Source organism: Gordonia sp. SCSIO 19800, from assembly GCF_018132775.1.
In the GTDB taxonomy this organism is placed as follows: domain Bacteria; phylum Actinomycetota; class Actinomycetes; order Mycobacteriales; family Mycobacteriaceae; genus Gordonia; species Gordonia hongkongensis.
Window position 1 is genome coordinate 137642 of record NZ_JAGRQM010000012.1, and the last position, 13504, is coordinate 151145.

Consider the following 13504-nt stretch of genomic DNA (forward strand, 5'->3'; position numbering starts at 1 on the left):
CCGGGTGCCGTTCTGGGGTGAGCTGCTGGTCGCAGCGGTGATCTTGGTGGGCCTGGTGGGCATCGTCGTGCCGATCCTGCCCGGCACCTTGCTCATCGTCGGCGCACTGTTCGTCTGGGCCCTCGTCGTGGGTGGCTGGGCCTGGTCGGTATTCGCTCTGGCCCTCGTCGTCATCGGCGTCGGCGAGGTGCTCAAGTACCTGATCGCGGGCCGGTCGCTGCGCGCGGACGCGATCCCGAACCGCACGATCGTGGTCGGGGGCCTGGTCGGCATCGTCGGCTTCTTCGTCGTCCCCGTCATCGGCCTGCTGCTCGGCTTCATCGTGGGTGCGCTGGCATCGGAACTCGTCCGCACGCGCAGCTTCGACGGCGCGTGGCGGGGCGCGTTCTCGGCGCTGAAGGCGGCGGTGAAGACGATCGGCATCGAACTCCTCTTCGCGCTGATCGCGACGGGCATCTGGACCGGCGGCGCCTTCACCTGGTGACCGAACGGGTCGCGGCACCGGTCGTGACCTGCCAGTATCAAATCTTGTGATCGCGGTCACCGATTGATGTGTACAGTCGTGCACCGAAGGGTAATACCGGTCAGTAACTCCAGCCGTGGGGATTTCTAGGGGAGGAGTCTGAGTGAACCTGTTGAAGTGGAGCAAGCGGCCGGCGGCCGGGGTCGAGGCCCGGAAGCCGGAGGTCAACATCATCCGGGGTCTGGTGGCCCGAGCGACCACCCCGTTGCTGCCCGACGACTATCTGCACCTGATCAATCCGCTGTGGAGCGCGCGCGAGCTCCGCGGCAAGGTGCTCGACGTGACCAAGGAGACCGACGACACCGCCACCGTCACCATCCGGACGGGCTGGGGGTTCCCCGAGTCGTACAAACCGGGCCAGTACGTCGGGATCGGTCTGCAGATCGAGGGCAAGTGGCACTGGCGGTCGTACTCGTTGACGTCGTTCGGCGCCAACGAGGACAAGACCATCGCGATCACGGTCAAGGCGAACCCCGACGGATTCCTGTCGTCGCATCTCGTCGACGGCGTCAGCCCCGGGACGATCATCCGGCTGCAGTCGCCCAAGGGCGACTTCCACCTGCCCGAGCCGGTTCCGGGCAAGATCCTGTTCGTGACCGCGGGCAGCGGGATCACTCCCGTCATGGCGATGCTGCGGCAGCTGAGTTCGCACGGTCAGACACCCGACATCGTGCACATCCACTCCGCGCCCACCCGCGACGACGTGATCTTCCTCGACGAGATGGAGACGCTCGCCGACGAGGCCGATGATTACGATCTGAATCTCCAGCTGACCAAGGAGATGGGCAAGTTCGACGTCTCGCGGATGGACGAGTGGGCGCCGGATTGGCGTGAACGCGAATGCTGGGCCTGCGGACCGGTCGCGCTGCTCGACGCGATGGAGTCGCACTACGAGGACGGCGGCCTGCGTGAACGTCTCCACGTGGAGCGGTTCGCCATCGCGCGCACCGACCACGGTGGCGAGGGCGGCACCGTGAAGTTCGCGATCTCGGACAAGGAAGCCGAGATCGACGGCGCCACAACACTTCTCGAAGCAGGGGAGAACCTGGGAATCCAGATGGCGTTCGGCTGCCGGATGGGTATCTGCCAGACCTGCGTCGTGCCGCTCGCCGGGGGTTACGTGCGTGACCTGCGCACCGGCGAGGAACGTCGCGAAGGAGAACGAATCCAGACATGCATCAGCGCCGTGTCTGGTGAATGCACCCTAGATCTGTAGGAGGCTTCATGGCCATCACCGACATCGATCAATACGCACATCTCACCGAGAGCGACGTCGAAACCCTCGGCGCCGAGTTGGACGCCATCCGTCGTGACATCGAGGAGTCGCGGGGCGAGGCCGACGCCAAGTACATCCGCCGGGCCATCACCCTGCAGCGCAGCCTCGCTGCCGGTGGCCGGCTCGCCCTGATGTTCAGCGACAAGAAGGTCGCCTGGGCTGCCGGGACCGCGATGCTCTCGCTCGCCAAGATCATAGAAAACATGGAACTGGGCCACAACGTGATGCACGGCCAGTGGGACTGGATGAACGATCCGGAGGTCCACTCGTCGTCGTGGGAGTGGGACACCACCTGCCCGAGCGTGCAGTGGAAGCACTCGCACAACTTCGTCCATCACAAGTACACGAACGTCGTCGGGATGGACGACGACGTGGGCTACGGAATCCTGCGCGTCACCCGGGACCAGCCCTGGGAGTGGTGGAACGTCGGTAACCCGATCTACAACCTGACGCTCGGCACGTTCTTCGAATACGGTGTGGCGCTGCACCATCTGGAGACGGAGAAGCTGCGCAACAAAGAGAAGACCTACCGTCAGGCGGCCAAGGATCTCCGGGTGATCGGCACCAAGGTCGGCAAACAGGCGGCCAAGGACTATCTGATCTTCCCGGCTCTGGCGGGTCCGAACTGGAAGACGACGCTCACCGCGAACTTCACGTCGAACATCATCCGGAACTACTGGGCGTACATGGTGATCTTCTGTGGTCACTTCCCCGACGGAGCCGAGAAGTTCACGGTCGACGAGTTCGAGAACGAGGACCAACCGCGCTGGTATCTGCGTCAGATGTTGGGATCGGCCAACTTCAAGGCCGGACCGCTGATGCGGTTCATGAGCGGGAACCTCAGTCATCAGATCGAACACCACCTGTTCCCCGACCTGCCGAGCAGTAGGTACGAGGAAATCGGTGTGCGTGTCCGCGAGTTGTGTGACAAATACGACCTGCCGTACACGACGGGGACCCTCCTGGGTCAATATGCCCAGTCGTTCCGGACCATCGCGAAGCTGGCACTGCCGAACTCGTTGTTGAAGGCGACGTCGGATGACGCGCCGGAGACGGCGTCGGAGCTGCGCTTCGCGATCCGCGAGGGCATGAGTGACCACTTCGGCGTCGACCCGGCGACCGGGAAGCGACGGGGTCTGCGGACGGCGTTGCGTGAACTCAAGAATTCCCCGGTGCGGTCGGCGCATGTGGGGCGGGCCGCGTCGGGCCGCCCGGCATGGAACCAGTTGTGACATAACAGATGTCGCGCATCGTTGCGCTTCTCGCGACGATGCGCGACATCTGCGAATAACCCCCGGGGCATCGTGCGTCCGTGTCAGAATGGCGCTCGTGCGCATCGGGATGACCATGCCTGTGATGGAGCCGGATCTCGACGCCGAGATGCTCCACTCGTGGGCCACCACCATCGACGACGGTCCGTTCAGCTCACTGTGCTGGGGAGAACGCATCGCGTTCGACAATCCGGAATGCCTGACCCTCCTCGGCGCGCTGGCGGCGTGGACCCGACGGGTGCCGCTCGTGATGACGGTCGTCGTGCCGCAGCTGCACGACCCGGTGATGCTCGCCAAGTCGCTGGCGACCGGCGACATGCTGTCGGGAGGACGTCTCACCGTGGCACTCGGGGTCGGCGGGCGACACGAGGACTACCGGGCGGTCGGCGCGGACCCGTCGACGCAGACCATGCGCCAACTGGCCGAACGCGCCGTGACGATGAAACGGGTGTGGGCCGGAGAGAAACTCACCGAGTCGGTCCTGCCGGTCGGTCCGCCGCCGCATCGTAAGGGTGGTCCGGTACTGCATGTCGGGACCACCGGGCCGAAGACGATTCGTAGCGCGGTCGAGTGGGCGGACGGAATCGCCGGGGTCACCCTCGATCTCGATGCCGGCAAGCAGAACGAGCTCTTCGATATTGCCCGGTCGGCATGGGCGGATGCCGGTCGGGCGGCACCGCATCTCGCGACGTCGTTCTGGTTCGCGATCGGTGAGGGCGACGGTCCCCGAGCGCAGGTGACCCGGCACCTGCATCACTACATGAACTGGATCCCGTCGGAGTTCGTCGACGCGATCGCACCCACCACCGGGTGGGCGGGCACCGAGGCCGAGCTCGCCGAGGTCCTGCGGCGGTTTGCCGACATCGGTACCGACGAGGTGCAACTCATCCCGACAAGTTCGGACCCCGGTCAGCTCCGGCGCGCGGCGGACGTGGCGGCGGCGTTCTCCTGACGGATCGGGGAGCCGGGCGGACCTAGGATGCGAACTGCTCCCGCAGAGCCCGTTTGAGGATCTTTCCGGTCGCCCCGAGCGGGAGGGCCGTCACGACGTGCACGGTCTTCGGGACCTTGTAGCCCGCCAACCGGGTCCGGGCGAACGCGCGGAGATCGGCCCCGGTGGGTTCGTGCCCCGGGGTGGCCACGACGAACGCCGTCACCTCTTCGCCCCACGTGTCGTGCGGCAGCCCGACCACCGCGACCTGTGCGACGTCAGGGTGGTCGCCGAGAACCGCCTCGACCTCGGTGGGATAGACGTTCTCACCGCCGGTGATGACCATGTCCTTGAGCCGGTCGGTGACGTACACGTAGCCCTCGGCGTCGACTCGGCCGATGTCGCCGGTGTGCAGCCAGCCGTCGGCATCGATGGTCACCGCGGTCTCGGCGTCGCGCCGGTGGTAGCCGCGGGTCGCCTGTGGTGTCCGGACGCAGATCTCGCCCTGCTCGCCGCTCGGTGCCTCGGTGCCCGATGCGGTCCTGATGGACAGCTCCCCCCAGGGGTAAGGGCGGCCGACGGAGCGGAGCAGGTGCGCGCGCTCGGGGTCGGTGCCGTGGTCCGCGGCGTCGAGTTGGGTGACCGCGCCGTGGGTTTCGGTGAGTCCGTACACCTGGAACAGCGGCGTACCGAAGGTGCGCAGCGTCCGTCGCAGGAGTGCGGGGGTGATCGGCGCGGACCCGTAGGCGATCGACCGCAAGGCCCCGACATCGGCTTGGTCGGCGCCCGGTACGTCCACGAGCATGCCGATGACGGTCGGTACGAGGAAGACATTCGTGATGCGTTCGCGGACAAGGGTGTCCAAGAGGGACTCCGGGGTGAAGTCGGCGATGACCACGTTGTGTGCACCGTTGGCGAGCCCCACCAACGCCCAGCCCAGCCCGCCGATGTGGAAGAGGGGCATGGCGCAGAGGCTGACCGACGAGTCGTCGAAACCCCACGGCCCGCCGGCCTGCGTGCAGGCGCCCAGGTTGGTGTTGGAGGTGAGCACGCCCTTGGCCCGGCCGGTGGTACCCGAGGTGTAGAGCTGGAGGACCACGTCGTCGGCGTCGCCGACGTGGCCCGGATCATTCGGGGACGACGCGGCCAGCAACTGTTCGTAGGAGAGCGATGGTCGTGGATCACCGAACGCGATCGGTTCGCCGAGAGCGTCTGCACCGGAACGGATCTCCGTCACCGCATCGAGAAAGTCGCGGTGGCACACGATCAGACGTGCCTGCGCGTCGTCGACGACCTCGCCGAGCTCGCGGACCGAGAGCCGCCAGTTCAGCGGCACGGTGACCGCGCCGATCTTCGCGGCGGCGAGTACCGTCTCGATGATCTCCGGAGAACTCTTTCCCAACACGGCGATCCGATCGCCGGCTCGGATACCGCGGTCACGCAGCACGTTCGCCAGGCGACTGGTGCGGTCGTCGAGCTGTTCGTAGGTGAGGTGAATCCCGGCTCCGGACAACGCCGGTGCGCTTCCCCGCCGGCGGGCCTGAAGCCGGGTCTGCTCGGCGAGACGGTACTCGGCCGGCGCCGTCATTCGGCGGCCGACAGGTCGGCGAGGTGGCGCATCACATCGGGGTACCGGCGCAGGTGCGCCCCGCCGTTGATGTTGATCGTCTCCCCGGTGACCCACCGCGAGTCGTCGGAGGCGAGATAGAGCACCGCGTCGGCGATCTCCTCCGGTCGGCCGTTGCGCCCCAGTGGGGTGTTCGCGGTGAAGTCGTCCTGGATGGCCGGGATCGAGGTGAGCGTCTGCACCAGCGGGGTGTCCACGAGTCCCGGCGCGATCGAGTTGACCCTGATCCCGCGGGGGGCCAGCTCGAGCGCGGCGACCTCGGCGAGCATCACCATGCCCGCCTTGGCCGCGCAGTAGCCCGCGAAGCCGGCGGCCGGCTGACGGGCGTTGAGTGAGGCGATGCCGATGAGTGATCCGCCGTCGTTCAGGGTTCGTCCGGCGTGCTTGGTCACCAGGAACGAGCCGGTGAGGCACAACTCGACGGTCGTATGCCACTGTGCTGCATCGAGATCGACGATGAAGCCGGGGATGTTGAGTCCGGCGCAGTTCACCGCGATGTCCACACCGCCGTGCTCGTCGGCGACGCCGGTGAATAGTGCCGCGACCGAGTCCTCGTCGGTCACGTCGACCCACCGAGCCCGCCCGCCGCCCGCGAGCCCTCCCGCAACCGACTCGGCCGCTTCGAGATTCACGTCGGCCACGACCACCGTGGCACCGTGGGCGGCCAGGGTCCGCGCCGCGGCTTCGCCGATACCCGAGCCGCCGCCGATGACGACGGCGATCTTGCCGTCGACACGCTTGTCCGTCATGGTCTCTCCCTCTCGACGGGTGTGGTCGGTGGTCATCGGGGCAGGTTCTCGTAGTAGGGGACGACGATCTCGTCGGTGCTGGTGACGTCGCCGAGCATCAAGGTCGTGATCGGGTGGACGACGCCCGGCTCGATCTCGGCGTTGATGCATGCGGGGACACCGGCGCCCAGTGCCTTGTCGACGGCGGGCGCGAGATCCTCGAGGTGCTTGACGCGCATGCCGATTCCGCCGAAGGCCTCCGCGATCTTCTCGTAGTCGCTGTCGGCCAGCTCGGACACGACCACGCCCTCGGGTCCGAAGACGGCCTCCTGTCCGTGGATCGACATACCCCAGACGGCGTTGTTGAAGACGACGGTGGTCACCGGCAGGTGGTGACGGGCCATGGTGTCGAACTCCTGCGGGTGGAAACCGGCCGCGCCGTCCCCGGTGATCAGCACCACGGGTGCGCCGGGCCGGGCCCGTGCCGCTCCGATCGCGAATCCCGGTCCGACACCGAGGCATCCGAGGTAACCCAGCCGCAGGACGCTCCCCGGACGGCCGACGGCGACGAAGAACTCCGCCCAGGACGGGGCCTCGGCGCCGTCGAGCACGAAGATGGTGTCCGGCGGGCAGGCCTCGACGATGGCCTTGGCCGCGAAGTAGGGGTGCATCTTCCCGGAGTCGGTGGTCGCGTCGGGGAATCCGGCGGCGTGCGCGCCCTTGGCGGCCTTGACGGTGCCCGCCCACTCGGTCCAGTCCGGCCAGGTCCGTCCGGCGGCGGCAGTCGTGAGTTGTTCCAGCGCGGCGCGGCAGTCGGCGACGATCGGCACCTCGACGTCGTAGATCCGGCCGATCTCGGCGGGGTCGATGTCGATCTGGATGATCTTGGCGCCCGGGAACATGCTGGCGCGGCCGCCGGTGAACATCCCGGCTCGCGTGCCCGCCATGACGACGACGTCGGGTGTGGGCGCACCGAGGGCCGGGATGGTGCCCATCGACAGCAGTCCGCCACCGGCGAGCGGGTGGTCGGCCGGGATCGCACCGTCGGCCTTGCCCGGGTAGAAGACGGGTACGCCGACGGTCTCGGCGAAGGCCACGAGCGCTTCCTCGGCGCGGGAGAAGGTGATCCCGCCGCCGATCACGATCGCGGGGTTCGATGCGGTCTGCAGCAGATCGAGAGCAAGGGTCACGGCGTCGGGGTCCGCCCCGGACCGCGTCGAGACCCGGTAGTTGGTGGGGAAGCGCACCTGCTCGTCGGCGGCCTCGCCGAACATGACGTCGATGGGCAATTCGAGCAGGACCGGACCCGGCACGCCGCTGGTGGCCTTGCGGATCGCGAGCGCGACGATCTCGGGGAGGCGGGCGGCGTCGGTGATCCGGTAGGCCCACTTGGTGACCGGGTCGGCGGAGGCGATCTGATCGAAACCACCCTGCAGCGGGTTGGTCTCGGTCTCGCGCAGCGGAGGCGCCCCGACGACGAACAGCGTCGGCGAGCGATCCAGGTAGGCGTTGGCCAGCGCGGTGTAGACGTTGGTGAACCCGGGTCCCGAGGTGACCACGCAGACGCCTAACCCGCCCGTGACGCGTGCGTAGGCGTCGGCGGCGTGGCCGGCGCTGGCCTCGTGGCGGGTGTCGGTGAGCCGGATTCCCTCTCCCGCGCAGGCGATCAGGAAGGCGTCGAGGTGTCCGCCGTGGAGGGTGAAGACCTCCGTCGTGCCGGCCTGGGCGAGTGCGCGGGCAAGGAGTTGACCGCCATTGACAGTTGCCATTGTGGGGACCTTTCGAGAGCCGTCCAACGTGTGCGGCTGAGAGTAACTGCGATCACAGTGCGATGCCAGAGTCGCATTATGCGAACACTCTTGCTGGTGGCACGATGGGCGGATGGCGCGCTCCTCACCGCAGACCGAACGCATCGTCATGCTGATGCAGCTGCTGACCGACCAGCCGACGACGGCCCGGAGTCTGGCCGACATCGCGCGGCATCTCGGGGTCTCGAAGCCCACGTGCTATCCGATGGTCATCGCGCTGACCGAAGCGGGCTGGCTCCTCCGGGACCCGGTCACCAAGGGCTATCGGCTGGGACCCGCGGTGGTCCCGATCGGTGAGGCGGCGTCGCGGGCGATGGCCCCGGTCGAGGTCGCCCGCCCGCTCATGCGCGACCTGGCTGACGAAAGCAGCATGGCTGCAATCGCTTTCGTGCCTTCCGGAGCGGATCTCGCCATCGGTGAGATCGTGCAGCCCGTGACCGGTCGCCGCGGCACGCTCGGTCTGCGACTGGGCGACACCCTGGAGATCGCGCCGCCGCTGGGTGCGGGGCTGGCCGCGTGGTACCCGCCCGACCGGCTCGACGAGTGGCTGCTCCTCGGGGCGGACCACGTCGGGATCGACCATGCCGAACTGCGCGAACTGTACCGGCCGATGCTGGAGGTGATCCGCGCCCGCGGGTACGCGGTGGAGTGCGCCGACCAGCGAGAGCAGTCGCTGTCGGCAACCGTCGCGGGGTTGCGCGGAACGGGTGTCGCCGGTCAGCGTGCGGTCTCCGCACTGCGCGAGGCGCAGCGTCGTCTGTCCACCGACGTCGTGGTCGGGGAGATCGATCCGGCCGCCGACTACCGGCCCATCTCCGTCAACGCGGTCGCCTTCGCGCCCGGCGGGGTGCCCGCGGTCATCGTCGCGGTCGTCGATGCACGGACGACGATGCGCGGGCGCGATGTCATCGAACTCGGTGGCCGGGTGCGGGCCGCCGCGGCGGCCGTCACCGAAGCGCTCGGCGGGGCCACGCCCGGCCGGCCCTAGGTCATCGTGCGGGTGCTCAACCCGTCGGCTGCTCCTCGACGGCCCGCCCGGGGCGCAGCATCACGAGTGCGAGGATCGCAGCGGCCGCGGTGAGCACGCCGGAGAACGTGAGGCACAGACGCATTCCGTCGAGGAAGGCGTCGCCGACGGCGTTCATCACGGCCGGGGCGTCGGCGCCGAGGTTCAGGCCGCTCGCGGCGGCCAGGCCCTCGGTGTCGACCGCGCCGATCACCCGGTCACGTACCGGCTCGGCGACATCGGCATCGATCAGCTTCTGGGGCAACGAGTTCACCGCACCGGCGGTCAAGAGGGCGCCGAGCACGGCCGGGCCGAGCGCGCCGCCGACCTGACGGAAGGCGTTGTTCCCGGCCGCGGCCATCCCCGACAGGTGGTAGGGCACGGCCGACACCGCGGTCGCGGTCATCGGCGCCATCACCAGTCCCATTCCGAGCCCGAGCACGACCAGACGCCACGAGATGGCGGCGAAGGAGGTGTGGGCGTCGAGGGTCAGCAGCGCGAACTGGGCGCCGGCGACCATCAGGAGTCCGCCGCCGATCAGGAACCGGGCGTGAATCCGATGCATCATCTTGCCGGCGAGCCCGCCGACCAGCATCGAGGCGCCGTTCATGAGGGCCAGCCGCCAACCGGCCTCGACGGTGCCGAGTTGCTGAACCAGCCCGAAATACATGCTCAGCACGAAGATGAACCCGATCAGAGCCAGGAAGGCGATCATCGCGACCAGGGTGGTGGCGGTGAAGGCGCGGCTCCGGAACAGGTCGAGGTCGAGCATCGGACTCGCCGAACGCTTTTCGATGACGACGAACCCGACTGCGGCGACCGCGGCGGCCAGCAGCGCGACGACGACGCGGGGGTCGCCGAAGCCGTAGACGCCGGCCTCGATGACGCCGAAGACGAGTGCGGTGACGGCGATCGCGGCCGAGATCTGGCCGGGCCAGTCGAGGCGACGGGCATGGGGTGCGCGGGATTCCGGGAGCATCGTCGCGGCCACCGCCAGCGCGATGAGGGCGATCGGGATCGGCAGCAGGTAGATCCATCGCCAGCCGGCGGACTCGGCGACCGGACCCGCGACCAGCGGCCCGACGGTCAGCGAGAGCATGAGCGACGACGCCCAGATGCCGATGAACTTGCCCCGTTCCCGGAAGTCGGGGACCGCGTGACTGATCAGTGCCAGGGTCGTGGGCAGGAGGGCGGCCGCGCCCGTTCCGGCGAGCGCCTGTCCGATCCACACCATGCTGATCGAATTCGCACACAGCGCCACCAACGCGCCCGACGCCGTGAGGCAGAGCCCCACCAGATAGACCTTGCGTCGGCCGTACACGTCGCCGAATACTCCGGCGGTGAGGATGAATGCGGCCATCGGCAGGACGAACGCGTCCTGTACCCAGGACAACTGGGCGGTCGAGGCGCCGAAGGCGGTGCCGATCGCCGGCAGGGTGACGGCGACGCTCGTGATGGGCAGGTAGGCGACGAAGACGCCGAGGCAGGCCATCACCACGGTGGCCGTCCGACGGGCCGGGGGAGTCGGTACGCCGGTGGGAACGGGGGAGATGGTCGCGGTCAACGCGCTCGCTTTCGCAGGTCGATGAGGGTCGCCGAACGGGGCAGGAGTTCATTGTCTGGTCCGCGTCTACGAAACCACGCACAGATCCCGAGTGCCGGTATCGATACGGCACTGTGGGTCGCGCGGCGATACACTTCCTCCACCATGGACGACATCGACGGCACGATCCTCCGTGCGCTGCAGGTGTCGCCGCGTGCGACGTTCCGCCAGCTGGGTGAGGTGGCCGGGATCTCGGAGCAGACCGCGGCGCGCCGCTACCAGGCGATGCGGCGGGCCGGCGTGATGAAGGTCGTCGGGATCATCAAGCCGTCCGTCCGCGGCCAGTCGGAGTGGGTGGCGCGGGTGCGGTGCCGTCCGGACCGGATGGAACCGCTCGCGTCCTCGCTCGCTCGCCGGCGTGATGTCGCCTTCGCGTATGTCGCGTCCGGTGGTGCGGAGATCATCTGTCTCATCCGGGCGCCGCTCGGCGTGGCCGGTGAGGAGGCCATCGCCAAGACGTTCCCCGCCCGAGCCTCGGTGACCGACGTCCGCATCGATCTCGTCCTGCACGCCTTCGATCCCGGTCACCCCGCGTCGAGGTGGACCGGATTCGGTGGCCACCTCTCTGACCGGGACCGCGACCTCCTCGCTTCCGCTGCGGCTGCTGTGGTCGACGACATGCCGGAGGACCCCGAGCAGGACGATCCGTCGTCGGATGCCCCGGCGGGTGGCACGCGGTTGACGGCCGGCGATGCCGTGCTGATCGACGCGCTGACCCAGGACGGTCGGCGAGCGCACCGCGAACTGGCTCGGATCTGCGGATGGACGGTCGGACGAGTGCGCCGCCGGCTCCGCACGCTCGAGCGCGGGGGTGCGCTCTTCTACGACGTCGAGATCCTCCCCGACCGGCTCGGCTTCGACCTGAGCGCCACGCTGTGGTTGACGGTGACCCCCTCGGCTCTCGATCAGGTGGGCACCGAACTCGCGGCTCACGACGAGGTGGCGTTCGCGGCGGCGATCAGCGGCGAGTGGAACCTCATGGTGTCGGTGATCTGCCGGGACACCGCGCATTTCCACGACTATCTGCGCACCCGGGTCGCCGCGATCGGCGGCGTCACCGGGTACTCGGTCAGCATCCGGATGCGCCGGCTGAAGCAGAACGCCTCGCTTGTGGTGCAGGGGCGGTTGATTCAGCCGGTGTGATGCCCGCGGCGGGGTAGCGTCCACGTGTGATCTCGCCACAGCGTGCCGACCGCGGCCTGGTGCGGTTGTGTCTGCTGGCGGTCATCGCCGGTCTGCTGACCGGCGTACTCGGTGGAGCCTTCCGCTGGTGCCTGAACCACCTGGACCGCTGGCGGGTCGAGATGCTCGACTGGTCGGCGGGACTCGGTGTCCCCGGGTGGCTGTTCCCGATTGCGGTCACCGCGACCGGTGCGGCGCTCGGCGCGCTCGCAGTCCGGTTGGTGCCGACCGCGGCGGGAAGCGGTATCCAACACGTGGAGGCCGTCGAGCGCGGGGAGGCGTCACCGGCGCCCCTGCGCCTCATCCCGGCCAAGTTCGTCGGCGCGCTCGCCGCGATCGGTTCCGGACTCGTGCTGGGCCGGGAAGGCCCGACGGTGCACATCGGTTCGGTCGTCGGTGCGGAAACCGGCCGGCGCGGCGGTCTCGACGACGCCGACGTCCGGGTGATGCAGACGTCGCTCAGCGGGGCCGGACTGGCAGTGGCGTTCACGGCTCCGATCGGCGGCGCGCTCTTCGCACTCGAGGAGGTCGGCCGCTCGGTCCGGTTGCGCCTCGTGGTGCCGACGGTGTTCGCGGTGGTGGCCGCCGTCGCCGCCGGACGGGTCATCCTGGGAGACCGCCCGGAGTTCGACGTGCCCTCGCTCGACGTGCCGTCGGTGACGGTGCTGCCCGTCTTCGTGGTCTTCGGTCTCGTCTCCGGACTCATCGGGATCGCCTACAGCCGAATGGTTCTCGGCACCCTCGGCTGGGTCGGTCGATTCTCGCGGGTGCCGCCGATCGGTCGCGCCGCCCTCATCGGCGCGGCGATCGGTGCGCTTCTCGCCCTCGACGCTCGTACCGCGGGCGGCGGGGACGGCCTCACCCAGGCGGTCGTCGACGGCGGTGTCGTACTCCCCGCACTCGTCGCGCTCTTCCTCGTCCGGTTCGTCGCGGGTCCGCTCTCCTATGCCGCGGGCACGCCGGGTGGCCTGTTCGCACCGCTGCTCGCGCTCGGCGCCCTGTGGGGTGCCGCCTTCGCCGAGGTCGCCGACATCATTGTGCAACAACCGGATTCAGGTGCGTCGGGATTCCGGGGCGCGATGATTCTCGCCGGGATGGCGGCGCTGTTCGGTGCGGTCGTCCGGGCCCCGCTCACCGGGATGGTCGTCGTGATGGAGATGACCGCGACGACGACGGTCGCCCTCCCCATGCTGGCCGCAACGGCCGCCGCGGTGCTCGTCGCCCATCTGTCCGGGTCGCCGCCGGTCTACGACTCTCTTCGCGAGCGGATGCTCGCGAAACCGGCTGGACGAGAAGAGCCTCCCTCCGCTCCCTGAGCAGCGAGCTTGCGAGCTGCCGCCCGTGCTCCCTAATCCGGAAGAGCCACACACTCACTGGTCCCTAATTCGAAAGAACGGCATAACCATTGCCCCCTGAGGTGCGAGGAGCGTTAGCGACGAGCCACGAAGGGCCTGGTGAGACACGTTGCGAAGCCCTTCGTGGCAGTGAGAATGGGTGTGGGTGGTTGACCGGGTTTGGGTCTGACTTACTTCGTGGCTGACGGTGCTGT

General features: G+C 68.6%; 11 protein-coding genes. 7 read left to right on the forward strand and 4 right to left on the reverse strand.

What is annotated here, in order from left to right; translation table 11 throughout:
* Positions 1 to 4 precede the first annotated feature (4 nt).
* The 4 genes from KB201_RS15255 to KB201_RS15270 all read left to right on the forward strand — a co-directional run bounded on the left by KB201_RS15255 (position 5) and on the right by KB201_RS15270 (position 4022).
* Positions 5 to 484, forward strand: a complete 480-nt coding sequence (locus KB201_RS15255) for a DUF456 domain-containing protein (protein ID WP_068970718.1) — start codon at positions 5 to 7, stop codon at positions 482 to 484.
* Positions 485 to 626: 142 nt separating this feature from the next.
* The gene (locus tag KB201_RS15260) at positions 627 to 1739 is read left to right on the forward strand and encodes a ferredoxin reductase (RefSeq protein WP_058249872.1); all 1113 of its coding nucleotides are present in this window, start codon (positions 627 to 629) and stop codon (positions 1737 to 1739) included.
* An 8-nt stretch (positions 1740 to 1747) separates the two neighbouring features.
* Positions 1748 to 3031 carry a fatty acid desaturase gene (locus KB201_RS15265; protein WP_068970719.1) on the forward strand — a complete coding sequence of 428 codons (1284 nt, stop codon included), beginning with the start codon at positions 1748 to 1750 and terminating at the stop codon, positions 3029 to 3031.
* A gap of 88 nt (positions 3032 to 3119) precedes the next feature.
* Positions 3120 to 4022: an LLM class flavin-dependent oxidoreductase gene (locus KB201_RS15270; protein ID WP_205333897.1), complete on the forward strand. Its 903-nt coding sequence runs from the start codon at positions 3120 to 3122 to the stop codon at positions 4020 to 4022.
* A gap of 22 nt (positions 4023 to 4044) precedes the next feature.
* Here KB201_RS15270 and KB201_RS15275 read toward each other — a convergent pair whose 3' ends face one another.
* Genes KB201_RS15275 through KB201_RS15285 form a run of 3 tightly spaced genes read right to left on the reverse strand, consistent with a single transcriptional unit; the run spans position 4045 to position 8125 of the window.
* Positions 4045 to 5589, reverse strand: a complete 1545-nt coding sequence (locus KB201_RS15275; RefSeq protein ID WP_211539636.1) for a long-chain-fatty-acid--CoA ligase — start codon at positions 5587 to 5589, stop codon at positions 4045 to 4047.
* Positions 5586 to 6377: an SDR family NAD(P)-dependent oxidoreductase gene (locus tag KB201_RS15280; protein WP_249145647.1), complete on the reverse strand. Its 792-nt coding sequence runs from the start codon at positions 6375 to 6377 to the stop codon at positions 5586 to 5588. The genes KB201_RS15275 and KB201_RS15280 overlap by 4 nt, the downstream gene beginning before the upstream one ends.
* A 32-nt stretch (positions 6378 to 6409) precedes the next feature.
* Entirely contained in the window at positions 6410 to 8125 is a 1716-nt protein-coding gene (locus KB201_RS15285; protein WP_211539640.1) for a thiamine pyrophosphate-binding protein, read from the reverse strand.
* Between the two features lie 112 nt (positions 8126 to 8237).
* Here KB201_RS15285 and KB201_RS15290 point away from each other — a divergent pair, with 112 nt between their 5' ends.
* Complete coding sequence (locus KB201_RS15290) at positions 8238 to 9152, forward strand: helix-turn-helix domain-containing protein (RefSeq protein ID WP_211539642.1); 915 nt, start codon at positions 8238 to 8240, stop codon at positions 9150 to 9152.
* 16 nt (positions 9153 to 9168) lie between these two features.
* On the opposite strand, the gene KB201_RS15295 is transcribed toward KB201_RS15290, so the two are convergent.
* Positions 9169 to 10734, reverse strand: coding sequence for an MFS transporter (locus KB201_RS15295; RefSeq protein ID WP_211539643.1), 1566 nt, complete (start codon positions 10732 to 10734; stop codon positions 9169 to 9171).
* Between the two features lie 144 nt (positions 10735 to 10878).
* Here KB201_RS15295 and KB201_RS15300 point away from each other — a divergent pair, with 144 nt between their 5' ends.
* Together KB201_RS15300 and KB201_RS15305 are read left to right on the forward strand one after the other, a co-directional pair.
* Positions 10879 to 11916 (forward strand): Lrp/AsnC family transcriptional regulator, encoded by a 1038-nt coding sequence (locus KB201_RS15300; protein ID WP_211539644.1) that lies wholly within the window; start codon positions 10879 to 10881, stop codon positions 11914 to 11916.
* A 26-nt stretch (positions 11917 to 11942) separates the two neighbouring features.
* Positions 11943 to 13271, forward strand: coding sequence for a ClC family H(+)/Cl(-) exchange transporter (locus KB201_RS15305; protein WP_068970721.1), 1329 nt, complete (start codon positions 11943 to 11945; stop codon positions 13269 to 13271).
* Positions 13272 to 13504 lie beyond the last annotated feature (233 nt).